Source organism: Calothrix sp. 336/3 (genome assembly GCF_000734895.2).
In the GTDB taxonomy this organism is placed as follows: Bacteria; Cyanobacteriota; Cyanobacteriia; order Cyanobacteriales; family Nostocaceae; genus 336-3.
The window spans coordinates 2,092,414-2,117,298 of sequence record NZ_CP011382.1 but is presented as its reverse complement, the minus strand read 5'-3'; the positions used below and the strand labels follow the sequence as shown (position 1 = coordinate 2,117,298).

Sequence of the window (24,885 nt, the reverse complement as noted above, 5' to 3'; positions counted from 1 at the left end):
TCTATTATTTCAACAGGGTAGTATATTATGGCACTCAACTTCCAACGCACGCGGGATTTATTACGTGATTTTAAATTCGAGGATTTATTTATCGAGGAGTTAGGTTGGTCACAATCGACACGTAGAAAATCTATTCCGTTGGAAGTTGAGGAGAAAACTTACGAGTATAAATGTATTGCTGAGGTGTCGGGTGTTGCTGTATTTGAAGTCATAGGAACAGATGGGATTATTCCTGGAGTGAAAATTCGTGCTGCAATTCATCAGGAAATTGCGAAATTAAAAGCGGAAAATCTGCTGATTTTTATCGATGAAACCCGGACTCGGAGTTTATGGTATTGGGTAAAGCGGGATGGGAATAAAACCTTTATTCGTGACCATGTATATGTAAAAGGTCAACCGGGAGATTTATTTTTAAGTAAGTTAGCATCTTTAGTAATTGATATTACTGAATATGAGGATGATAGTTTATCGGTAGTTCAAATTGCTCAAAGGTTGCAAAAAGCTTTTGATGTTGAACGAGTCACGAAGCAATTTTATAAGGATTTTCAGGAAGAACACAAGCGATTTTTGGGTTATGTGAAAGGGATTAATCATGAAAGTGATAGACGTTGGTATACTTCGATTATTCTCAATCGCTTGATGTTTGTTTATTTTCTCCAGCGTAAGGGATTTATCGATAAATCACCTAATAAACCAAATGGAGATTTGGAATATTTACAAAATAAGCTCAAGGAAAGTCAGCAACGGGGAGAAAATTTATTTTATGGTGAATTTCTCCAGGTGTTGTTTTTTGAGACTTTTGCAAAACCGGAGCATGATAGAGATGAATCTGTTAAACCATTGGTGGGGAATGTTAAATATCTGAATGGTGGTTTGTTTTTAAGACATCGGATTGAGCAGGAATATAATATTACTATTGCTGACGAAGCTTTTGAACAGGTTTTAGAATTATTTGCGCGTTATACTTGGAATTTGGATGATACACCGGAAGGAAAAGACGACGAGATAAATCCGGATGTTTTGGGGTATATTTTCGAGAAATATATTAACCAAAAAGCCTTTGGTGCTTACTATACTCGTCCGCAAATTACGGAATATTTATGCGATCGCACAATTCATAAATTAATTGTAGACCGGGTGAATGAAACTATCTCGGATAAGTTCAATCAATTTGAAGATATTAACCAACTGCTTTTAAGTAAAGAACAAAGTATTTATCGTTTATTATTCACAGAGATTTTACCAAAACTATCAATTCTCGATCCTGCTTGTGGTTCAGGAGCATTTTTGATTGCAGCGATGAAAACCTTGATTCAAGTTTATGGTGCTGCGATTGGTTCGATTAAGTTAATTGGGGATGCAAGAACCAGAGATGAGTTGCAAGAGTTGGAAAATGTTCACAAATCCATCGCTTACTATATTAAAAAGCGGATTGTAACCGACAATCTCTATGGTGTGGATATTATGGAGGAAGCGACGGAAATCGCTAAGTTACGTCTTTTCCTTGCTTTGGTTGCTTCTGCTCATGATGTGGATGAATTGGAACCACTACCTAATATTGATTTTAATATTATGGCTGGTAATTCCTTGATTGGGTTGATAGGAGTTAATGCAGATAATTTTGACAAAGTTAAATTAACCAAGAAAGCAAAAGCACGGGGATACAAGCAAGACAATCCTGATTTACAATTAAGTCTATTTCAATCTAGTTCCTATCATACATATCAAGGGATATTAGAAGAAAAGAATAAGTCCATTGCCATGTATAAGGAACATGCTTTTATTCATGGTAAACAACAATTTATGAGTTTAGATGAAGGAACCCATCAAGACCAAAGATTATTAAACTTGCGTGCTTCGATTGATAATTTGAATAAGAAATCGCAAGAGAAATTAAATGTTTTGTTATTAGAGGAATTTAGTCAGAAGCTGAAAATTAAGTATGAACAAGTTCAGTTAACTGGTAAAGCAGTCAAACGTGATTTAACTCTTGATGATATTGCTGCTTTGAAGCCTTTTCATTGGGGTTATCATTTCGACAAGATTCTGGGAAGGGGTGGTTTTGACGCTATTATTACCAATCCACCTTGGGAAGCTTTTAAGCCAAATGGAAAAGAGTTCTTCGCAAGATATAGTGAATTGGTAACGAAGAAAAAAATGGATATACATACCTTTGAAGATACAAAAGAAGACTTATTACAAGATAGAGAAATAGCCAATGCATGGCTAGATTATAAAAGTTCATTTCCTCATGTCAATCTTTTTTATCGCTCATCAAGCCAATATCAAAATCAAATTTCTATAGTTAATGGCAAGAAGTCTAAAACGACAGATATCAACCTTTATAAATTATTTTTGGAACAATGCTTTAATTTATTAAAAACTGGTGGAGAATGTGGAATTGTGATTCCTAGTAGCCTCTATAATGACTTAGGAGCAAAACAACTGCGCGAAATGTTGTTTACTAGTACTCAAATTAGTGGATTATTCTGTTTTGAGAATCGGAAACATATTTTTGAGGGAGTTGATAGTCGCTCTAAATTTATTATATTGACTTTTGAGAAAGGCGGTATTACTGAAAAATTTCCTGCTGCTTTTATGCGTCATGATGTTCAGGAATTACAACGGTTTCCGAGCAATGAAAGTATTTCAATAAACCTTGAAATTGTGCGTCGTTTATCACCAGATTCGCTTTCAATAGTAGAATTTAAAAATGAAATAGACTTTCATATTTCGGAAAAAATGACTAAGTTTCCATTATTGGGAGAAAAGTTAGAAGACAAATGGAACCTTTGTTTAAGTCGTGAATTTCACATGACTGATGATAAAGATTTATTTAAGTCAAAGTTTCAAGGAAGATTACCTCTTTATGAAGGGAAAATGATTCATCAATTTACCCATAAATTCGCTGAACCTAAATATTGGGTAGATGAAAAAGAAGGTAGGAAAGCTGTATTAGGAAGAAATGGGAAAGATGAAGGTCAGAAGCTAGATTATCAATATTATCGTTTGGCTTATCGTTCCGTTGCTGCAAGTACAAATGAAAGGTCTTTAATAGCATCTGTGTTACCTCCAAATGCGTTTTTTGGTCATTCTATGAATGCCAGTGTTATTCATGAGAAAGGTAATGATGGAAACTTACTAATTAATTCATCTGAAATATTATTTGTTACAGCTTGTTTAAATTCTTTTATTTTTGATTTTGGCATTAGGCAGAGAGTTAGTCAAAATTTAACCATATTTTATATATATCAAATGCCAATTCCGCGACTAACAGAAGGAGACAAATACTTCAGCGAAATATGCGATCGCGCTGCTAAACTCATCTGTACCACCCCAGAATTCGACGAACTCGCTGCATCTGTCGGACTCGAATCCCACACCAACGGAGTTACCGACGAAACCGAACGTGCAAAACTCCGCGCAGAACTCGACGGAATCATCGCTCATCTCTACGGTTTAACCGAAGATGAATTTGCATATATCCTCACCACCTTCCCCATCGTCCCCGAACAAGTCAAGCAAGACGCACTTGCTGCATACCGAGAATTTGCACCCATGACGGGAGACGCAGACATCATCGAACTAATCACCACCCAAGACGAAAGCTCCACCTTAGAATTCAAATCAACCGCTCGCTGGGATGTGGATAAAAACCAAAAAAACCCCGATATGGAGCAAGTCATCCTCAAAACCGTCGCATCCTTCCTGAATACCGAACAAGGTGGAACATTACTCATTGGAGTTACCGACGACAAACAAATTATCGGACTCGATGTAGACTATCAAACCTTCAGCAAACCCAATAAACGGGATGCATATCAACTATTCCTCATCAACGATTTACTCCTACCGAAACTAGGAAAAGATTTAGCAACATTAATTGATGTCACCTTCCATGAAGTCGAACGCAAAGATGTATGTCGCATCACCGTCAAACCCTCACCTCGTCCCGTATTTGTGGAAATCAAAACCAAAGGAGAGAAAAAGCAACGCTGTTTATTTGTACGCAGTGGAAATTTAACCAGCAAATTAATCAACGACGAAGAAATTGACAACTACTGCAAATCTCGCTGGAAATAAACGCGATCGCATAACGATTCCCTGGGAGTGTAATCGACTTTGCTCAAAGCTTTGTCACTAAATGCTTACAAATTTAAGAACAAGTCTAGTTATTAAGAGCTGATTCGTAAAGAAAATCTTAAGGATACCCAATTCATTCACTCAACGACAAACGCAGGCTTGATTTGGGTGAGACAGCGGCTATCGGGCGTTTGTTGCGGGTTACCCAGAAAGTCGGCGGCAATTTGAGTCACACAGGCTTCCGCAGGCATACCCCGCGGCGCAAATAATGCCCCATGCCCGACACCGGGAAAGGTGTAAACATAGGCGGTTTTTAAGTTCCTGGCCACGGCTTCTCCGTAGGGCTGGGGCGTGACTGGGTCGTAAGTGCCGTTCAACACCAGGGTGGGAATCTCCGGATTTTCGTAGACAAAAGGCGGTTTCAGCTCGGACTGGAGAACGTCACAGACCTTCGTCACAGCTTCGGCTTCGCGGATGCCCAAGGGGATGAGTTGCGGATAGGGCGGCGGCAGCACCTGGTCGGGCTTGACTTGCACCGATTTCGCCCGGGCACAGAGGACGGTGTGATACATTCCTTTGGCGCTGTCATTACTACTTTCCAGATTCTCTGAAAGTTTTTCTGCAATCCAACCAAAGTTGCCCTTGCTCGCTGCCTGGATGAACTTGGGTATAGAAGTGCCACGGGCTGTGTTACCAGAATAGGGTCGGGCTAAATAAGTTTCGATGCCAGTGATAAAGGCATTGCCATCGAGTTGGGTAACGAATGTTTTTTTGCTGGAGGGAATGGTCAGGGTCAGGGGAATGGGTTTCTTGTTGAGTTGATCAACAATCGCCAGAAATTTCTGTTCCAGATTGGGATAGGCTGAGTTGCATTGTTGATTTTTGGCGCAGGCGTGAAACAGATTTCGCAGGGCATAGCTAATTGTGTGACCCGATGCCAGATTAAAATCAATATCCGGTCTGACCACGCCATCCAGGATCACGCTGCGGAGTTTCGCCTTGTGCTTGTCCGCTTGAGAGATGACATACTGCCCCAGCAGCGTGCCGTAGGAAACGCCATAGTAGTTAAATTGCTTGTAGCCTAACGTCTGTGCCACAAAGTAAACATCAGCAGCATTTTCGCGGGTATTGAAGGCGTTGGGGTTAATCCCTTGAGCCTTGAAGCGATCGTTACATGCCTTGAACCAACCTGGATCGGTGTATGCTTTCTCCCCTTTAGCCACAGCAATATTGTGAGCATCAAGCTCTGGGCAGGACAGGAAAGGCTTGGAATACCGTGTCCCCCGCTCCTCTACGAAGATCAAATCACGGCTCTTTAACAAAGCTTGTAGTTCGGGAAACGTCGGCAAAGCCCAATCAGCAATAATGCCGATGGTTGAGTCACCAGGCCCACCCTGTTCGACAAACAGAGGATCGGCAGCAGGGGCTTTGCTGGTGCTACGGGTTCGCACGACAGCAAGTTGGATGGTGCGCCCCTGGGGTTGTCCGTGCTGTTCGGGAACGGTGACGTAACCACAATCCGACTTTGCAGCAACGGAATCAGGCATGTCAAAGGTTTTGCAGTCAACGGTTTCCCATGCTGCACCAAACTTGGCACGATCGGGAGTCACTTGATTGACAACACAACTGCTTGTAGCAGAAACAGCAACGGTGAGGAGGGTGGATTGGCAAAACTGAGTTAGCCGTCTGTTCATGAGGGATTTTCTTTGATCGGGATTCAAAAAGTAATTCTTCATAAGATGCTGGAGATCACTGGATTCTAGCTAGCATTAGACGGCTGGCTTTGGACAACGCCTGCTTGTCCAATGAACTCAATTGAATATACTTAGTATTCTCAAAATGATTCCGTAGCGAAGCCCTAAACACACACTCTTCATCAAATAAATACTCCAGAATCAACCTACCTCTAGAAACAACCATAGAAAAGTTTAATCTTCACATGAAGAATAGCAGCTGACGTGCGCCTGCTTTAAAAAAAACTGTCACATATTGCAAACTAACGGTAGGCTAACTATTTATTGTATTGACAGTTTCCACATATGTAAGTAAGTCGGTGAGAATAAACCTAACTATGTAACAGATTGTAAAATCGTCAAAACCGTTGCGATTGCTTCATTCCACTTCGTTTCATTCGCAATGACATAGCGTGAATTATTTAAGCCGTTCTACTTACTTGTGGAGTATTGCAGTACCTGGAATCTAAGAGGGTATTTATAAAGTAACTGATTTCCTACAAAATTGTGGGTACTTGTTCTATCACTAAAAAGTTATAGTTGTTGTTCTTTAAAACGATTTTCTACTTCCCCTATGACTATTCAGCAAACCCTATTTATAAGGAGCAGTATCCCAATAAACAAAAATGGACTCGTTTGCAAGTCGATAAATTTGACCTTTTTTGCCTAAGCCTGATTGTCTATAGGCTGCTTTCCCATTCAGATCCACATAGTTACCAGGTTTTTTTCCCGCAGGTTTAAGCTCATAGCGCTTGCCATTTTTTATTAGTTGGATACTGACAAAACCTTGGCGTTGAGAGAAGTTACAAAGCCCTGAAAAAGATGCCCTATCTTGCCCTTTCGGGTAGACATCACAGCGAGCCTTTACGGTGTCTGCTTTTGCTGGCAAGGCAGTATAAATTGAGGTGAAGGAAAAAAATGTGGCAATCAATGTTGTCTGAAGTTTCATAATTTTTATGCAGATAGTTAATAGTAATTTGAAAGTAAATGCAACTTATCGTTCATCTTCTATTTAGTCATAGGCTAACAAATAGAATATAAACCGCAGAGAAAGATGTGTAATAAGACCAGCAAAGTAAACTATAATGCTCCTTCATTTTTCATAGAAAATATATAGTTATAATACTCGGTGCCAGTTTTCTTATTAATTACAACTACGCGCTTAGTTCTCAGATCATACATCACACGAACTTGTCTATCTTCGGCAATATACATATTGCCTTTTGTTCTCTTAAGAATACCCTGAAATTTAAACTCTCCTTCCTTAATTCGGATGGCAATTTGATTGGAATTCCTTCGAGTCATGTAGGTAACTGGTGCTCTTCTTTCTTGAACAATTACCTGAGTATTGGGAGTCACAGCATATGTCTTTGTTGAGGATATAGCAGTAATTGATGATAAAGACAGAATAGTGAAGAAAAAAGTTGTCGCAAATTTCATATTTTTCTCTAGCTAGTGATAGTTTAGGACAAGAATGTCGTTGAAAATAGGTTAATATAGTTTATTCTTACTTGATGCCTAAGACTAAACCATTGAAATCTTTGTAGAGTGAGAACTCGACCTTCACAAATTAGTTATTATGGTTTGTTATCCACTTGTACCCTAATCCTCCGGCGAGGACAGCGCCAAGGTGCAGGAAGACCAGGACTTGCTCCAACATGAGTACAACCTTGTCCTTGCATTGCATCCCATGAGACATCATTGGGTTTATAAAACCGCCAACGACCTTTGTCATCAGGTCCAGACTCCGCTCTGAGTTCGCGTGTTGAGTCTCTGTAGTCATAATCACGGCGATCATTATTATTGTTATTATTGACTTGTACCCTAATCCTCCGGCTAGGACAACGCCATGGAGCAGATCCGGAGCCAACAAAAACGCAACCTTGGGATCGCATTGCATCTAGCGAGACATCATTGGGCTTATAAAATCGCCAACGACCTTTGTCATCAGGTCCAGACTCCGCTCTGAGTTCGCGTGTTGAGTCTCTGTAGTCATCATAATCACGGCGATCATTATTATTGTTATTATTGACTTGTACCCTAATCTTCCGGCTAGGACAACGCCATGGAGCAGATCCGGAGCCAACATTTGTGCAACCTTGAGCTTGCATTTCATCTGGTGAGACATCATTGGGCTTATAAAATCGCCAACGACCTCTATCATCAGGTCCAGACTCTGCTCGAAGTTCGCGTGTAGAACCTCTTTGCGAGATTAGTAAAGGAGTAGTAATGGGTTTAATTTCTTGGGCTGCAACTAAAGAGTCTTGAGTTTTTATCGGAAGTAAACTTAAAACAATCCCACAAACTGCAAAATTAACGAATCGAAACAATTGACTGGTTCTGTTGAAATGTAACATTAAGTTCCTCTACTTATTATCAAGAATTACAGCATTTTGCTTGAAATTATGGAGTTGCTCTGTTCCCAGGTACCTTTGACAAATTAGTAGAGATAGATGGCACCTTGTTCATCTACATAAACTGCTCGTGTCATACCATAGGTCGCTGGTTTGGCTGTGATAGTCACAATTAACTCATTACCTATGACCTTAATTCGCGCATCTAAATTCGTTTCTTGGACATTTGTATACACTGTCAAATCAATCGGTGGCGGTAGATAGTTAGTATGGAGTCTACCAAAGGTAACGGACTTCTGGGGACGGACGTTTTGTTCACGGGATGTTGGTTCTGTCAGTAAAGTCAATATGTCAACTTTTGACTGATTCACAATACGGATTTGGATGGGTTTTTTGGGATTAATTTTGGCAACTGGCGATCGCCTATCGTTATATTGTCGCGGTTTATCCTGAATCGGCTCACTTTGTTGAGCATTTTTAAATTCGGATTGAGCAATGGCAAAATCTCCATATTTGGGTGCGATCGCCCCTATCATAATTAATCCAGCTGCAAACAGAATACTCAATTTTATCAACGCTTTTCTCCACAGTATTTTTTTAAGTCTGTTTGGGATGATTGAGGAATTTGTAGCAGTTTCCAGTCTGGAGAGGTAGGATTTTAAATCTGCTTGTATTTTTGATAAAAGCTGGAAAAATTTAGGCGTACCTCAGTTGTTGGGGAAAAGCTATATAATTCATTGTTGACAACAAATATACTCATATGCAAACTAGAAAATATTGCAGAGCATTATTTTGAAAAACCTATAGACTACCAAACCCTACTTAAGGTTGACACTTAGAAGCTAAAGCCGCTTTTGCAACCCAAGCTTTATTGCCATCATTATCAGTTGCTTCTACATACTCGAAACTGCTACCAGGAATATTAGTGGTACGAGCACAGTTAACTTTCAGTTCCTGTCCTTGTTTTACAGGAATTTGGATACTGCGATCTCGCTGAAAAAACATCCAGGTACTATAAGTTACAACATCATTGCGGATAGAAGAGTTTGGTGTTGTCCGAGCAGTTTGAGCAGAAGAATTTATTACATTCTCCCTTATTGGCTCTTTACCGTCAGTACCAATGATAAATGTTCTGGGGTCAACAATGTAGTTGTGTTCATTATTAGAACCTGAGAACTTATTTCCTTGACGGGTTGCAGGTACTCTGATGTATCCCGAACCATCACGATAGGTGATAATCATTTGAAAACTCGCTTCACCAGGACAAATGGTTACTAAGTGTTTTGAAGTTCTAAACTTAGCTTCCGGTGTTTTTTCTCCACAAACACTATCAGCTTTTACTTCTAGTGGAGTTAATCCACTAAGCAATAATACAGATAAACTAGAGAATAAAAAGTATATTTTTATCATAATGCTCCAATAAGTTAAAATCAAATCGAAAATTTAATTTCAAAAATTTTGCTATATTTACACTTACCTATCAACTTACAATTTCTTCAGTGACAAAGTAGCTTTTAGGTATTAACTAATACCGTAGTTGTTGTTTTTGTAAATGTTTTGTATCAAATTAGCACTTAATTTACCATGGGTAGTTAACTAGTGGCTGTCAGTGGTTAGCAGTAAATGTCCCATATTTCACTATTCACCTCAAGTACAGATAAATCACTTAAGTACCCTCCTCTTTAATTGACTGAAAATATTTCATCGAGATAGGATTGATAAATTCTTATACAACGTGACATAACCCTTAGCCATCAAGATATTACAAGAATCTATGCCAAAGAGTCAGATTGACGAAACGTCTGTCTTCTTAACTAGTATTTGAGGGTTTTTTATATTAATTTAATGATTCATGTCCTGAAAAGATATCACTTACATCAGTTAAGATATTAAAATCACTAGTGATAATAATTATATACAAAAAGTAAATATTTATTGAGGTATGAAACAATACAAGAATTCACTCAAGCGAAAACGGGGAGTAGTTTTGACCGTTGCTGGATTGAAGAGATTTCAAGCAGCAATTTTAGATGTAGAGAGAACAGAAAGGGGAGGAAAGCGTTTTACACAAGCAGAACTAAGCGATCGCATTGGAGTTTCCACTGCTACCCTGAGTCGCTTATGGTCTTTAAATTCTAGGATAGATCCGCGCACTCTACGAATATGCTTTAGTGCTTTTGATTTGCGACTGGATGAGCGCGATTACACCCTTTTTGATGCTGATTATATTAATGGAATGGATGAAAGCTGGGAAGAGAATGAAGAGGATATAGGTGGAGATACCTTTGACAATACAGGGAATATAGATTTATTTTCAGCGAATAATGTAATCTCTCAAATTGTTTCCATAGCTGTTGGTGAGGAAAAATCTTCTCATGTCATTACATTCAAAGAGCGGGTTCAGGAAACCCCTACAATCATCCCAGATACAACCCTTGAATTATTGCCTAATCATCACTATGAATATAATCTTAAACACTATTGTAAATATCCTAGTGGTCCAATAGCTGTAGATTCTCAATTGTACATTCCCCGTCGCCCACTACAAGAAATAGCATACCAAGAAATCACACAACCAGGATGCGTGATTCGTATTCAAGGTTGTCGAGAGATGGGCAAAACTTCTTTAATGTTGCGGATTTTGGCTCATGCTATGAAGTTAGGTTATAAAACTGTAACACTTAACCTCAATCAAGTTGATATTGATATTTTGCAAAAGCCTCGATTATTCATGCAATGGCTCACTGCAACTATTTCTCGTAAGTTGGGAGTGGAATCCCACCCAGAACAATATTGGGATGAAGAAATCGGCAATAAACTCAGTTGCACCCTTTACATGAAAGAATGTTTACTTGCACCTTTAGAACAACCTTTTTTATTGGTATTAGATGATGTTCACCATATTTTTGAATATCCAAATTTAGCCAGAGAATTTCTACCTTTGTTACGTTCATGGCAAGAGGAAGCACAGCATGAACAAGTATGGCAAAAACTGCGAATGCTAATTGTTTATTCGACTGAAATTTATATTCCTCTTGACATTAATCAATCTCCTTTTAACATTGGATTGCCGTTAAAATTATCGGATTTTAATCATGAACAAGTAATTGAATTAGCAAAAAAATATGGCATTGATTGGAGAGTAAATAATGAAGCCAAGCAACTAATGCAGTTAGTAGGAGGACATCCAGCACTGATTAATTTGGCTCTTTATTACATCCGTTGCCAACAATTAACATTAGAAGAGATTTGTACAACAGCAAGCACACATACTGGTATTTATCGTCAACATTTGCAAAGCTTATTAAATAAATTACAAAAAAACTCACAATTATTAGAAATTTTCCACAGAATCTTAAGACAAGAGCATAATATTCCTCTAGATCCATTAAATGCGTACAAATTAGAAAATATGGGTTTAATCAGATTGCGGCAACAAAACTGGGTGATTAGTTGTAAATTATATCGAGACTTCTTTGATAAATATCTGGTGTTATAATTAGGCTTAGGTCAAATTGGCAGAAAAGAATTATAAACAATAATTTTTTAGACGTTATACGTATCCGCAATCACTCAGTAAATTATTAATAACTTTAGGTCAGTATTATGTAATATTGTCCTCTTGGAAAAAATGTGAAAATGCTGATTTCAAACATTTGTAAAGTTAATGCCTCCCTAAATGCTAATGCTCCCAACTATGTCATATGGTTATAATTGCCTGCTTGCTGCATAGTTTCGAGTTAGTTTCTTAACTATTATGGGGAATTCCTTTCGATACAAAGTTGGTGGATGCCTTCAGGCGGATGCGCCCAACTATGTAGTGCGCCAGGCAGACCGACAGCTTTACCAGGCACTACGGGCGGGGGAATTTTGCTATGTATTCAATGCGCGGCAGATGGGTAAATCATCACTGTTAGTGCAGGTGAAGCAACAACTCCAGAAGGATGGCGCACATTGCGCCTATTTGGATATGACTCGCTTGGGAAGCGATCGCCTCACACCCCAGCAATGGTATCGCGGCATTATAGTTAGTCTACTCCAGAGTTTTCAGCTACTGGGAATTGTAAATTATCGAGACTGGTTTGCCAGCCACGCAGATATACCTTGGATCCAGTGCTTGACCTTGTTTGTAGAAGAAATTTTATGGGGACAATTTTGCCAGACACCAATTTATATTTTTATTGACGAAATTGATAGTGTATTAAGTCTAGAATTTCCCACGGATGATTTTTTTGCCTGGATTCGGTCTTGTTATCACCAGCGAACCCATGATATCCGTTATCAACGCCTGAATATTGTCCTATTTGGTGTGACAACACCCTCGGATTTAATTGCCGATAAACAACGAACACCTTTCAACATCGGTCATGCCATCCAGTTAGATGGGTTTACAATTACAGAAGCCACACCCCTGGCAGCAGGACTCGACGCTGTGGTAGAAAACCCCCTCGCCACCCTCCAGGCAATTTTGCATTGGACAGGAGGACAACCCTTTCTGACCCAAAAACTTTGTCAGATGGTGATTTATGTGAGGGAGCAAGGCGAAAACTCACGATTGCAGATTTCCCCTGATACGGAAACGTTGTGGGTAGATGAGTTAGTAAAAGCTTATTGCTTAGACAATTGGGAAACTCATGATGAACCTGTGCATTTACGCACTATCCGCGATCGCTTATTCTGGAATGAAAACCGTACTGGACGATTGCTAGGCATTTATCAACAACTGTTGCAGGGAGAATTAGTACCTCTTGATGACAGCCACGAGCAACTAGAATTATTGCTCTCAGGATTAGTAGTGCGCCAAGGTAATCACCTAGCAATCAAAAATCCGATTTATCAAATTGAGGATTGCCAGCAGGATAAAGATTGCAATAGAGCTTATCCCAATCTCAAGGCACGCACGATCGCTTTATTGAAGGCACTAGACAAAAAACCAATTCCAATCCCATCTAATGACAAAAATAAGCCATCAGAAAGTGTCACGGTACAGGCATTTGAGGCTTTAATTCGCAAGATGAATCAGGACTATAGAATCTCTGAGTATCTACCCCTGATGATATCGGAATTGGAGAAGGGCGTGACCACTACCTATGTAGGTGTTGCCTCTGGCAAAATTTTCACTACACCCGCACCGAAGACAATCCCCATTGGTGCGCCTCAAGAATTAATGGCTAAAGGTGATGAATTGAGAAAGCAAGCCCGCAAGCTATTGTCCGAGAGGGCTAAATTTTTGGAATCGAGACGACCTTCCCAACAATGGGTCAAACAAGCGCTGAACGTCATTGACAGCTTACCAGAAAAGGAACGCACCGTTACTCGTGGTAATTTCTACGGTGTAGGCTACCAAAGCGGAATGCCACGCGATCGCAAAACCTTGATTGCCACAATTGCGGAAATCTTCCCAAAATCGCAGGTTGAGGCTCTAACCAAGCCCCTACAAACCAAGACGGATGCGGAAATACGTCACATTTATGAGGTGATCGGCACCATTTTCCGTGAAGCCAAACTGCTGGATAACGGAACACCAGGTGGCACATTTCGGAGTTTTGACTGCCAAGATTTCCTTCCCCCTAGCAACCCGGCTCAGACTGAAGCCAACGCCAAGCAAATGGAAATGCCAGAGTTAGGACGTTCAAATTTACTAGCTGCTAGGCAAGCCTATGCCCTCTGTAAGTCTTGGCAAGTTGAGCCTGCCCCAGCCAAAAACAGCGAAGTGTTAAAAAGCACGATTCCGACCCTAGTGCTTCAAGGGCGTTACGATATCCAAACGAATTCTACAGTTGGCAAACAGGCGATGGCGGGATTAACCAATGGCACCTATTTAGAATTTCCCAAGGCAGGACATGGTGTGCTGCTCTTTTCCCAGTGTGCGAAGGATGTTGGAGCTGCTTTTGTGAATAATCCCTCTCGTCCTCCCAATGCAGAATGTAGGGAAACTTTGAAACCTAAGTTTGTACTGCCACCTGTGAAGTAAACAAATCCTGGAGTGGGCGATCGGTTCAACGCTAATCGCCCACTAACGTTCAGTTAACCCTTCCAATTAACCCATACAAACAATACAGGCAAAAACTTATGGATTTAACGCTGTTCGCTGTGTGGGAAGAACAGTTGTTGATTGTTGGTACTACTCCAGTTGATCAGTAATTCTCAATATTTATGCTCTCTTTTAATCACTTACGCCATTTTACAATTCGATTTCTGCTGACCAGCCTGTTAACGATCGCCCTAGTCATCGGCTGGAGTGCGATCGCCCACAGTCAACTACCTTCATTACCAACCGCAGCCTCCAAGGATCCGCGTCAGCCGCCTCACGGTGTCACCCGCCTCGGTGTATATGAAATTGCAATGGTGCTCTCACCTTTAGATAATAAATTTTTGTTTGAAGTTGTCTCCCCCACTGTTTTTAATCGGGACAAGCCAACGGAGGAAAGCTTGCCAGTAGAGGTGCGTGTTGAAGAAATTAAACAACGCTTGAGGCGACTATTCTATCGAGCCATCAAAGCCAAACAAACACCCATCGTTTCCATTGGTACGCTTAATAACCGCTCCATCCTCCAACTCAATGACGATCAAACGTCACGTCCATTAAAACTAGTAACGGTGACAGAACCCGATGCTGACTACCATGGCAAAACTCTAGAGGAATTGGCGAAAGAATGGCAGCAAATATTACAGGTGGAAGTGGAGCGCATTGACCAACTTTTCTCGCGCCCTGTATTGCTGCAACGTATTGGACAGTCCCTGCAAATTGCGATCGGACTACTGTTGGGTAGTTTTATGCTGTGGTTTTTGCGGCAAACTTTGATTCGCAAACAAGAAGCATTACAAACCCGCCATCTAAAATCTAAACCTGGTTCAGAACATACTACTGTTACCCAAACCGACGCAGAAATATCTCCGACTCAGATGCTAGAGAGTAGTCAAACCGAGGCAGAAGCGATTACCCACCAGCGATCGCGGTTTTTAGCAATCCTTCAGCAGCAATTTAGTCTCAAACGCCAACTCGACATCTATTCCTTTGTCAACTGGTTATTATTTTGGACGTTTATACTGCTATGGTATATCGGAATTGCAGTCATTATGTCTCGCGTTCCCTTTCTCATGAGATGGGCAACAGAGGCAACCGCCGCTCCCCTTCTCCTGCTAGTTATTTGGTTTTTTATTAGTCTTGCCATTCGCATCGGCAAAAGCTTAATCGATCGCCTCACCCATGTCTGGACAACACATCCCTATCTGCCTTTGAGTGAAACTCAACGAATAGCCCTGCGAGCTGCAACGGTTTCTGGAGCATTAAAAGGATTAATCACTTTTGTTTTCATTACGCTAGGTATTGTCTTCTCCCTAAGCTTATTTAACGTGCCCACTAGCTCAATTTTGGCAGGAGGTGCTGTCATCGGTATCGCAATTTCTCTGGGTTCCCAAAGTCTGATTAAAGATATGGTCAACGGATGCCTCATTTTGGTAGAAGATCAATTTGCGGTAGGAGATGTGATTCAGATTGGAGATAAAACCGGACTTGTGGAAAATCTCAACCTGCGCGTGACTCAACTGCGAGATAGCGAAGGTAAACTTATCACTATTCCCAACAGCAACATTACCGATGTTAGCAATTTAACACGCCTCTGGTCACGAGTAGATTTTTCCATTATGGTAGCTTATGACAATGATCCCCAGCAGGTTATCAATGTTTTGAGTCAAGTGTCACAACAACTTTACAGCGAACCGGAATGGCGCGAACTCATGCCCAATCCACCGGAAGTCTTAGGCATTGATGAACTGTCCCACACGGGAATGTTGATGCGAGTATGGATTCAGACAACACCCATGCAGCAGTGGATAGTAGGGCGAGAATTTCGTCTGCGGGTGCGGCAGGCATTTGCAGCAAACAATATCCAGGTCGGTAGACCGCAGATTAACTACGATAGTGATTGCAAAAATGCACAACTAGAGTTGTGCTCTTCCATACATCTCAGATCATCTGGTGATGGCAAAAGTATTCACGAAAATGATTAGCGCAAAATTGAGTAACAAAGTAAAATTCACACACATCTTGCATCAAGAAAAATTGATGTAATTTTATTACTCAGTAAAAAAGTAAAACCCCTAATTTAGCTATGAAAACCCATAAAAAATGGGTAGCTTTATTGTACATTAAAGTATATCTCCGAAAAGTTTTTAGGGATTGGCTTTTCCCTATCTGCTTATCTGCGGTAATTTGGTTATTTTCAGCAAGATATACCCAAATATCCTCCAAATCCTGCTCTGCGAGTTGGGATATTTTATAAAGATTCATTGAGCTTGGTTTTGCTTGAGCTTGCGTTGTCCTTTTTCTTTAATCGCTTGCAACAAGCTTGGTAAAGACTCATCATCGTACTCGCTATATTGACCATTTTCTAACTGTTGCAAACCCAAGTGAATATCGCGCTGCAATGCTTCCCGTTTGAGTTGACGCACTTCCGCTTCCGATGCTTCTAAGCGTCACACCATCTCTTGAAAGCTGCTCGCATCCTGGATGACAATCTCCGCTTTACCATTAACAGTAAGCACCAGTGGCGATTTTGTCGCTTTAATCTGCTCGATAAACTGTTTGACATTGCGCTTGAAATCCGTGAGCGGATAGATATTTTCCAGATTAATCATATAATTTAGTATGTAATTCAATCCTAATTTAGTATTTTAATAAATTTTAATTTGAGATGTCGCTCAAAAATTAACAGCGATGCTCGAAAGGAACCACTACGCGAACTGACAAGTCAGCCCAAGCTATTGCAGTATCTAATGATTGTGGGTGCGATATCTTCGACGTATCCCTATACAAAAGCTGCAATCCTCACAAAACAAGCTTTTTCGCCACATTCTCATTTGGGATAAAGTGGATAGCTTCCCCATCAACACTATCCCAGTCTATGGTTTGCCGAGCATAGGATGACATCTACGCAATAATAGGGTTTTCAGCAGCAAATGAGCATAGGATGACATCTACAAAAAATTAGGCTTTCTAGCCAAAGTAGAGCATAGGATGATGCAACGAGATAATAAGGCTTTTGAGAAAACGCGAGCAGAGGACTAAAGGAGGACAAATCGAGGTTATAGAAAAATGAATTGGGGTAACATTGGGGTAGCAAATTTTTGTAAAGCGTGAAAATACTGAAAAATAAGGATTTGTGGAAGACTGAAAATCCTCGTGTCACGAGTTCAAGTCTCGTTCCTGGCATAACCCCCAAAACCCCTGTGAAGCAAGCCTTCCAGGGGTTTACTGTTTCTCCCAAAACCCCATTTCAGCCATTGGGGGTGGATTTTTTGTTGTGAAAATAGATTCTACGTTGGACATATTTGGACATGTTTGGACATTTTTTGGGGGTAAATTGGGGGTAAATCTAGAAGAGGAAGGCAGGAGGCAGGGGGCAGAAGGCAGAAGGTAGAAATGCTTTAAACGCAAAGTTTCAGCGTATTTTTGTGTTTGAAGGTAAATCAACACAAGTTGACTGTTTTCCTCCTGCCACCTGCCTTCTTCCTTCTGCCTTCAGAAGGAGTTTCTGATGGCGAAGCAATCCCCTAAATCCAAATCCTCGAAAGGGACGGTTCAAGTTAAAACCTCCAATGACCGTCTGCAACTGGTTTTTCGCTTTGCTGGGAAACGCTATTACCTCTCGACAGGTTTTACCGATAGCGTTGCCAACCGCAAGGTGGCGGAAATGAAAGCTAGGCAAATCGAGCTAGATATTATGTCGGGGAATTTCGACCCAACTTTAGCCAAATATAAGCCGGAAGGCTTGCTGGCTAAGGTTACACCATCAATTTCACCAATTGCTCCTGTTTCCCTTATCGATTTATGGGAAAGTTACATCGAATTTAAGCGCAGTAGTTTGTCCCCCAGCACCTTGGCTAAGGATGTAAAGCGGGTGACTCGTTGTATTGAAATCGAATTACCTGTAAAAACAGTGGGGGATGCGATCGCAATTCGGGATTGGTTGATTGCGAATAAAACCCCGAATACCTGCAAGCGACTTTTGACCCAAATATCGGCTTGCTGTGATTGGGCTGTCAAATCTGGTTCGATCGAGAAAAATCCATTCGAGGATATGGCAGGGGATATCAAGATTCCCAAGGGTGAGAAGGAAGATACAGATATTAATGCATTCACCCAAGAGGAGCGGGACAAAATTATCGAAGCATTCAAGCAAAGCCGTCATTACAGGCATTACACACCATTAATTGAGTTTCTGTTTCTGACGGGTTGTAGACCATCCGAGGCTGTTGCTTTGCAGTGGAAGTATATTTCCAAGGATTTCCGCTTTATTCGATTCGAGCAAGCGGTGGTTGTATCGGAGAGGGGATTGATTTGCAAGAAGGGTTTGAAGACTCAGAAGAAGCGGAGTTTTCCCGTTAATCCCCGTTTGGCAGAATTATTACGCTCGATAAAACCTGCTGATGTTGATGACGAAGATAAAGTCTTTCCTTCAAAGGAAGATAATGTCACTTTACCCAGGTAATGGCACTAAAGTGGAAGCACTTTATGGCACTAAAAAAGCTTGAAAAGCTGATGATTACGTTGCGCGAAAGAGGCGATTCTGAGAATAATGGAAGCAGTAGATGGCACAAAGTATAAAAATAGGACGACTAAAATGGCACAAAGTATGTAAAAGACAGACAAACAGATGAAACCTTTGTATAGAGATGGTTTCAGGGCGAATAGTCATAGGATATTTAGACAATTAGATTTGATTGCATTCTCAAAAACGACGTAAAAATGACATAAAAGCTAGTACATAGGAACTTTTGAACTACTATTTGATAGTACGAAATCGTGAGAAAATGTAAAATTTAATAGACAATATAGTATAAAATAACACTGTATTTAAAAACGCTGAATAATAGTCCAGACAATAGCTTGAGCAATTATAAGCCGGATTTTGTGGAAGCACTTCGTGGCACTAAGTAGAAAAAAATTCATAGTTCTTAAATTTTGAAAGCAAAAAATTTAGATTGAATAGAAGTATGCAATGAAGTAAACATTGCGTACCGGAGTAGCAATGCTGACAGAATCTGAGTTAGAAGAGTGGTCTGCATCACTCGATTTATCATCAGCGCAGTATACAATAATTCAGTCGATACGTAGTTCTCCACCATCAAGACGGGTGAGGGGAAATGCTGGAAACGTAGTCGGTCGATATCCAAGCAAAAAAATGGGTGTGGTGATTCAATTTGAGAGTCATCACAATGAGCTAGCGCGAATATATGAGATGGAATATGACCCAGATGTATTGGAATATTACGACCAGCCACCAAAAATAAAGTTGCAATACACTTGTTTAAATGGACGACGAATAGGAGTACTGCATACAGCAGACTTTTTTGTAATTAGGAGTAAAAGTGCAGGTTGGGAAGAATGTAAAACAGCATCAGAGCTATCAGCTTTAGCATCAAAAATGCCGAATCGCTATCAATTAGATAGTAATGGAAAATGGCGATGTCCCCCCGGAGAGGAGTTTGCTTTAAATTTAGGGTTATATTATGTTGTTCGCTCCGACAAAGAAATAAATTGGAAGAAGCAAAGAAATATCTATTTTTTATCTGACTATTTATCGATTAATCTCGAAGTACCAAGAGAAGATATAGTAAAAATAATCAAAATAATTTCCATATTTCCAGGAATAAAATTATCAGAATTATTAGAAAAAGGTATTAATCCAGACTACATATACAAATTAATTGCAGACCAGACGGTATATGTTGATTTAGATTCATTTTCCCTGAGTACAGAGTTAGAAAGAATTAGTGTATTTGTAAATAAAGAAACGGCTGAAGCACTAGATATATCAAGAAATGATATAGCTTGGAGTCCAAGAAAATTTCTAGACCTAAGTCATGTTGGAGCAATTGGAAAATGGGATGGACAGATATGGCATGTAATAAATGTAGGAGAAAAAAGTATCTCATTACTGTCAGAATCTTCACAAATAATCTCATTACCAAATCAGGAATGGAGAAGGTTAATAGAGCAAGATAAGTTTCAAGCAATCAGTAATACTCAAAATTCTCAAGATATACAAGAATTTTTCAAATGTTCATCAGTTGAAGATTGTATAGAAGCGTCGAGGCGTTATTCAATTATATCTGGTTATTTACAAGGTGAAAAAGCAGATTTTACAGAAGTACCAAGAAGAACATTCTACCGATGGGTAAGAAAGTGGCTTGAGGCGGATAAGCAATACGGTTGTGGATATTTAGGATTATTGCCAAAGCACAAAAATCAAACAGCCAACCAAGGAAAACTACCAGTTCAAACACAAAAACTAATTGATGAGTTTATCGAAAATGATTATCTGAATGTCAAGCAGAAAGGTAAATATGCAACATATTGTAGTTTACGCCAAACCTGTATTGATAAAGGATTGATACCTCCAAGCTATAAAACATTTTTAAAAAACTTGAAAAAAATACCACAGTTTGAAACAAAATTACATAGACAAGGGAAACGCATAGCCTATAAAAATGAATGTTTTTATTGGGAACTAGAGCTAACAACGCCAAGGCACGGTGATAGACCATTTGAAATTTGCCATATAGACCATACAGAATTGGACATTGAACTAGTAAGCTCTTACTCAAAAGTCAATCTAGGTCGTCCTTGGCTAACATTTTTGATAGATGCTTACTCCAGAAGAATATTAGCAATTTATTTAACATTTGACCCACCTTCTTACCGCAGTTGCATGATGGTGATGAGGGAATGCGTCCGTCGCTATGGACGTTTCCCATCCACTTTAGTAGTAGATGGTGGAAAAGAATTTGAAAGTATCTATTTTGAAACATTGCTCGCAGCCTATACTTGTACTAAAAAAACTCGCCCACAAGCAAAACCAAGGTTTGGGAGTGTATGTGAAAGGATTTTTGGTACAGCAAACACAATGCTAATCCATAACCTTCAAGGAAATACACAAATTACTCGTAACCCTAGAGGTGTAACTAAAAGTGTAAATCCAAAAAACTTAGCAATTTGGACACTAGGTAGTTTATACCAAAACCTATATGATTGGGCTTATGAGTTTTACGACAATAAAGAACATCCAGCACTAAGCCAAAGCCCTCGCTCAATGTTTGAGGATGGATTTTTAAGAACGGGATTACGCAGCCATAAAGTAATTAAATATGATGGCAATTTTAAAATATTTACTTTACCAACAACGCCAAAGGGAACTGCAAAAGTAATCCCTAATAATGGAATTAAGATTAATAATATTTATTATTGGCACAATATTTTTCGCCATCCAGAAATAGAAAAAACTCAAGTACCTGTGCGCTACGACCCTTATGATATGGGAGTTGCTTATGCTTATGTTGACAATCAATGGGTAACTTGTATTTCACAGCATTACAGTAGTTTAGTTGGACATTCAGAAAGGGAAATTAGAATTGCATCTGAGGAAATACGCCAGCGTCATAGTTGTGCAAATAGACAATTTGTCGTTACAGCATCGAGTTTAGCTGAGTTTTTGAATAAGTCAGAACAACAAGAGGTAATCTTACTGCAAAGAATGCAGGATATCGAAGCAAAAGAAATATATGCGACAACTCCAAACAATCAAACTCCAGTTATACAAACAACTATGATTGAGATGCTGGAATTACCAATTCAAGAGCCAGAAGAGAAGGAATTGATTGCAGAAGATATTAAACCATACGAGGAGTTTTGGTAATGCATTCTACCTCAGATATTTCCCAAGAAATACTCACCGCATCAGATAATGAAAAAATTAATTATTTTATCAATTTTACTGTTGTACATAGACTTCTAAAACAAGTCTATGAAGAATTTTTAGATGCAATAAATAATCCTGGAGGTGCGTCATTAATTTTTCTATTCGGTCCAACTGGGGTTGGGAAAACAACTCTAATGGCTCAAGTCATGAAAATTATCTTTGAGCAAAATCAAGCTTTAATGATACAGGATTTGTCATTTCTTCCAATAGCTGGTGTCGAAGCACGTTCTCCAGATACAGGTTCTTTTGATTGGAAAGTTTACTATAAAAGTGTTTTAATTGCTTTAAGCGAACCATTTGCTGATTATAAAACTAGAACGGGTAGTCATCGAGTGTATGGGAATGGTGGCGAGCAAAAAACAGTAAAAGTTAAGCCAAATTTGGTAGATTTAAGAGCAGATGTCGAACATATTTTTCAGCAAAGAAGATTAAAAGTTTTTTTAGTTGACGAAGCACAACGTTTTGCCAAAATTACATCCGGTCACAAACAACAAGACCAAATGGATGCAATTCAATCAATGGCTAGTTTTACTCAAACAAGACACGGGTTATTTGGTACATATGAATTATTACAATTAAGAAATTTAAGCGGTCAGCTTAGTCGCAGAAGTATAGATATACATTTTCCTCGTTATCAAAGTGAGAATCCAGAAGATATCAAAGATTTTCAAAGGGTATTAAAAAGTTTCTCCTTTGCAATGCCTTTACCTGAAACTCCTGATTTAGAAAAACACTGGGATTACTTTTATGAGCGTAGCATTGGCTGTGTGGGAATAGTTAAAGATTGGCTCACACAGTCACTCAGAAAAGCTTTGTCTGAATCATCAAATTGTTTAAGTTACAAGCATTTACAAGCTTATGCACCTGCTGTCTCTAAATCTGTGCGAATGTTAACCGAAGCAATTGAGGGTGAGAATATTTTATCATCTGGGGAAAATCAAGTAGAAAAACTTCGTTCATCTTTAGGCTTAGTAGTTCGTGATAACCAAAATATATCTGTTCGGGATACATCAAGCCATCACAATTTATCTACAAGTGCAGAAACCAAAAACAATCGAAAGAAACGCCGTCCTGGGGAACGAAAAATAAATCGGGATATCGTTGGAGGTGGTGGAAATGCTCTCTGATAATTTCAATTTCCAATCGCCGGATTTTACTCAGCAATTAAACCTACCAAAACGCAGTCATTTATATCCATTACAACCATTATTATTAGGCACACCACTAACTGAAAGTTTTACCAGTTATGTAACACGTTTAGCTGCAATTCACCGAGTACCAACAGGAGTTTTACTAGCTCAAGAATTAGCTCCAACGATTAGTCGTTATCCGGTCAAAAACTCTAATCACTTATCTAATCTATTTTTCCACGCCTTTTTTAGTCAAACAGGTGCATGGAATGGGACTGGAACTATGGCACTTGAACCTGTGTTAGTTTTACAGAAACTGACTCAACAACCAAATTTAAAATATCTCACCCTAATTCATTGGCAGAATGTTTTATCAACTCGGAATTTATTACGTAAATATAAAGCTTGGTGTCCACTATGTTATTCAGAATCTAGCCAGAAAGGAATAATGCTTTATGAACCATTAATTTGGTGCGTGTCCGCAGTGAAAATTTGCCCTATACACAAATATCCCTTGATGAATTACTGTCCAAATTGCGGGCAGCATATTTATCTATTAGCTTGGAACACTAAAAATGGCTTTTGCTGTAGATGTCATTATTGGTTAGGCAGCAGTTGTTCAACTATTGAATTGTACAATGTGAATAGACAAGATATCGAATGGCACTCATTTATTGCACAACAAGTTGGTTTATTAATCGCAAATACTCCTTATTTGATTGAAATTCCCAAACGAGAATTTGTTGCTATTGCTATCGATAAGTGTATTGAAGTTTTAACCAAAGGAAATGCTAAAGCCTTTGCACAAGAAATGTTTTTAAGTTCAACTGTTCCCAGGGATTGGCGTGTTGGTAATGCACTTCCTCAACTCGATAAATTATTACGTGTTTGCTATCGACTATCTATCCCTTTAATTGACATTTATTTAGGTCAGCTAAAATTAGATGCTCCTATATATTTAAAGGAATTACCATTATCCGAACAATACTTTAAAACTAATCGTCCCTTTGATGCACAAATGGTACAGGAATTTTTGGAACAGCATCAAGAATCCTTTCCACCTCAGTCGTTAAAAGAGCTTGCGCTTCAAATTGGCTATGATTCAAGAGATTTGTACAAATACTTTCCTGATTTATGCCATGAGATATCTACTCGCTATAAATTATACAAGCCAAAATCATCGAAACCTCATGTATAATATTTAAGGTCTTTGCTACTTTTATACTTTGCTTTTTTTATGGAAGCACTTGATGGCACTGCCCTACTGGAAGCACTTCGTGGCACTTACTGCCAACATGTGGTTCAAGTCACATATCGATATATGAATGCGGAAACTCGCATATTCGCCGCGCAATGAACCCAAACTTTGCTACCGTCTAAACCCTGCATCACTTCGACGAACTTCTCAAAATCAGCATCTGTCGGATTCTTAAAATCTACAGGGATGTGAATGTACCCCAGTCCCAGGTTGTCAACAGACTGCTGCTCGTCAGGAAGTGAGTTCTCCGCATTGTGGGGAGCCAAATTCACGATCGTTCGGAATCCAGCGTTCTTGATTAACCGTAAATCTGCTTCCGATGGTTGACCGGAAGTGCTGACCATTTCAGAAATTGGGACGTAGTTGTAGATGTGTTCGAGGAATTGACTATCCCAACGAAGAATGCCGACTTTTCGCAAAAGTGTTGCTAGGAAGCCGAATGTAGTTTTGACTGTATTGAGTGCCATAGTACTTGCCAAGAAACTACCCCTACAAGTGGGCTTATTAATTATGACTGTTATATGACAGCATGAATAGCCATCCTGGCTGCCTGACAGAACTCTT

Annotated in this window: 15 protein-coding genes and 1 pseudogene; 8 read left to right on the top strand and 8 right to left on the bottom strand. The window is 39.5% G+C overall.

What is annotated here, in order from left to right:
- Nucleotides 1-27 precede the first annotated feature (27 nt).
- Complete coding sequence (locus IJ00_RS08705) at nucleotides 28-4,083, top strand: Eco57I restriction-modification methylase domain-containing protein (RefSeq protein ID WP_035152104.1); 4,056 nt, start codon at nucleotides 28-30, stop codon at nucleotides 4,081-4,083.
- 137 nt (nucleotides 4,084-4,220) lie between these two features.
- On the opposite strand, the gene IJ00_RS08700 is transcribed toward IJ00_RS08705, so the two are convergent.
- The 6 genes from IJ00_RS08700 to IJ00_RS29395 form a co-directional block, all read right to left on the bottom strand.
- Nucleotides 4,221-5,777 (bottom strand): alpha/beta fold hydrolase, encoded by a 1,557-nt coding sequence (locus IJ00_RS08700; RefSeq protein WP_168163446.1) that lies wholly within the window; start codon nucleotides 5,775-5,777, stop codon nucleotides 4,221-4,223.
- A gap of 631 nt (nucleotides 5,778-6,408) precedes the next feature.
- Entirely contained in the window at nucleotides 6,409-6,765 is a 357-nt protein-coding gene (locus IJ00_RS08695) for a hypothetical protein (protein WP_035152099.1), read from the bottom strand.
- A 131-nt stretch (nucleotides 6,766-6,896) separates the two neighbouring features.
- Nucleotides 6,897-7,256 carry a hypothetical protein gene (locus tag IJ00_RS08690; protein WP_035152096.1) on the bottom strand — a complete coding sequence of 120 codons (360 nt, stop codon included), beginning with the start codon at nucleotides 7,254-7,256 and terminating at the stop codon, nucleotides 6,897-6,899.
- A 137-nt stretch (nucleotides 7,257-7,393) separates the two neighbouring features.
- Nucleotides 7,394-8,173, bottom strand: coding sequence for a hypothetical protein (locus IJ00_RS08685; RefSeq protein WP_046814767.1), 780 nt, complete (start codon nucleotides 8,171-8,173; stop codon nucleotides 7,394-7,396).
- An 83-nt stretch (nucleotides 8,174-8,256) separates the two neighbouring features.
- Nucleotides 8,257-8,736, bottom strand: coding sequence for a hypothetical protein (locus tag IJ00_RS08680; protein WP_035152093.1), 480 nt, complete (start codon nucleotides 8,734-8,736; stop codon nucleotides 8,257-8,259).
- A gap of 256 nt (nucleotides 8,737-8,992) precedes the next feature.
- Nucleotides 8,993-9,580, bottom strand: coding sequence for a hypothetical protein (locus IJ00_RS29395; RefSeq protein WP_201782675.1), 588 nt, complete (start codon nucleotides 9,578-9,580; stop codon nucleotides 8,993-8,995).
- A 532-nt stretch (nucleotides 9,581-10,112) separates the two neighbouring features.
- Here IJ00_RS29395 and IJ00_RS08670 point away from each other — a divergent pair.
- The 3 genes from IJ00_RS08670 to IJ00_RS08660 all read left to right on the top strand — a co-directional run bounded on the left by IJ00_RS08670 (nucleotide 10,113) and on the right by IJ00_RS08660 (nucleotide 16,183).
- Complete coding sequence (locus IJ00_RS08670) at nucleotides 10,113-11,669, top strand: AAA-like domain-containing protein (RefSeq protein WP_035152090.1); 1,557 nt, start codon at nucleotides 10,113-10,115, stop codon at nucleotides 11,667-11,669.
- A 258-nt stretch (nucleotides 11,670-11,927) separates the two neighbouring features.
- The gene (locus tag IJ00_RS29605) at nucleotides 11,928-14,144 is read left to right on the top strand and encodes an AAA-like domain-containing protein (protein WP_046814766.1); all 2,217 of its coding nucleotides are present in this window, start codon (nucleotides 11,928-11,930) and stop codon (nucleotides 14,142-14,144) included.
- 182 nt (nucleotides 14,145-14,326) lie between these two features.
- The gene (locus IJ00_RS08660) at nucleotides 14,327-16,183 is read left to right on the top strand and encodes a mechanosensitive ion channel family protein (protein ID WP_082127292.1); all 1,857 of its coding nucleotides are present in this window, start codon (nucleotides 14,327-14,329) and stop codon (nucleotides 16,181-16,183) included.
- A gap of 276 nt (nucleotides 16,184-16,459) precedes the next feature.
- Here IJ00_RS08660 and IJ00_RS08650 read toward each other — a convergent pair.
- A pseudogene (locus IJ00_RS08650) lies at nucleotides 16,460-16,810 on the bottom strand (type II toxin-antitoxin system Phd/YefM family antitoxin).
- Nucleotides 16,811-17,709: 899 nt separating this feature from the next.
- On the opposite strand from IJ00_RS08650, the gene IJ00_RS08640 reads away from it, so the two are divergent.
- From IJ00_RS08640 to IJ00_RS08625, 4 genes are all read left to right on the top strand, one after another.
- Nucleotides 17,710-18,663 (top strand): Arm DNA-binding domain-containing protein, encoded by a 954-nt coding sequence (locus tag IJ00_RS08640; RefSeq protein WP_238178472.1) that lies wholly within the window; start codon nucleotides 17,710-17,712, stop codon nucleotides 18,661-18,663.
- A gap of 540 nt (nucleotides 18,664-19,203) precedes the next feature.
- Nucleotides 19,204-21,870, top strand: a complete 2,667-nt coding sequence (locus IJ00_RS08635; RefSeq protein WP_035150525.1) for a Mu transposase C-terminal domain-containing protein — start codon at nucleotides 19,204-19,206, stop codon at nucleotides 21,868-21,870.
- Nucleotides 21,870-23,060 carry an ATP-binding protein gene (locus IJ00_RS08630; protein WP_052754384.1) on the top strand — a complete coding sequence of 397 codons (1,191 nt, stop codon included), beginning with the start codon at nucleotides 21,870-21,872 and terminating at the stop codon, nucleotides 23,058-23,060. The genes IJ00_RS08635 and IJ00_RS08630 overlap by 1 nt, the downstream gene beginning before the upstream one ends.
- Entirely contained in the window at nucleotides 23,050-24,261 is a 1,212-nt protein-coding gene (locus tag IJ00_RS08625) for a TniQ family protein (protein WP_035150523.1), read from the top strand. Before IJ00_RS08630 ends, IJ00_RS08625 begins: the two co-directional genes overlap by 11 nt.
- A 104-nt stretch (nucleotides 24,262-24,365) precedes the next feature.
- On the opposite strand, the gene IJ00_RS08620 is transcribed toward IJ00_RS08625, so the two are convergent.
- Complete coding sequence (locus IJ00_RS08620; RefSeq protein ID WP_144416014.1) at nucleotides 24,366-24,800, bottom strand: protein tyrosine phosphatase family protein; 435 nt, start codon at nucleotides 24,798-24,800, stop codon at nucleotides 24,366-24,368.
- Nucleotides 24,801-24,885: the final 85 nt, after the last annotated feature.

What these genes read in the sequence shown, in the direction of transcription:
- IJ00_RS08685 (WP_046814767.1), bottom strand. Translation starts at nt 8,173, where the DNA reads ATGTTACATTTCAACAGAACCAGTCAATTGTTTCGATTCGTTAATTTT.
- IJ00_RS08705 (WP_035152104.1), top strand. Translation starts at nt 28, where the DNA reads ATGGCACTCAACTTCCAACGCACGCGGGATTTATTACGTGATTTTAAA.
- IJ00_RS08625 (WP_035150523.1), top strand. Translation starts at nt 23,050, where the DNA reads ATGCTCTCTGATAATTTCAATTTCCAATCGCCGGATTTTACTCAGCAA.
- IJ00_RS08690 (WP_035152096.1), bottom strand. Translation starts at nt 7,256, where the DNA reads ATGAAATTTGCGACAACTTTTTTCTTCACTATTCTGTCTTTATCATCA.
- IJ00_RS08635 (WP_035150525.1), top strand. Translation starts at nt 19,204, where the DNA reads ATGCTGACAGAATCTGAGTTAGAAGAGTGGTCTGCATCACTCGATTTA.
- IJ00_RS08640 (WP_238178472.1), top strand. Translation starts at nt 17,710, where the DNA reads ATGGCGAAGCAATCCCCTAAATCCAAATCCTCGAAAGGGACGGTTCAA.
- IJ00_RS08630 (WP_052754384.1), top strand. Translation starts at nt 21,870, where the DNA reads ATGCATTCTACCTCAGATATTTCCCAAGAAATACTCACCGCATCAGAT.
- IJ00_RS08695 (WP_035152099.1), bottom strand. Translation starts at nt 6,765, where the DNA reads ATGAAACTTCAGACAACATTGATTGCCACATTTTTTTCCTTCACCTCA.
- IJ00_RS08670 (WP_035152090.1), top strand. Translation starts at nt 10,113, where the DNA reads ATGAAACAATACAAGAATTCACTCAAGCGAAAACGGGGAGTAGTTTTG.
- IJ00_RS29395 (WP_201782675.1), bottom strand. Translation starts at nt 9,580, where the DNA reads ATGATAAAAATATACTTTTTATTCTCTAGTTTATCTGTATTATTGCTT.
- IJ00_RS08700 (WP_168163446.1), bottom strand. Translation starts at nt 5,777, where the DNA reads ATGAACAGACGGCTAACTCAGTTTTGCCAATCCACCCTCCTCACCGTT.
- IJ00_RS29605 (WP_046814766.1), top strand. Translation starts at nt 11,928, where the DNA reads ATGGGGAATTCCTTTCGATACAAAGTTGGTGGATGCCTTCAGGCGGAT.
- IJ00_RS08660 (WP_082127292.1), top strand. Translation starts at nt 14,327, where the DNA reads ATGCTCTCTTTTAATCACTTACGCCATTTTACAATTCGATTTCTGCTG.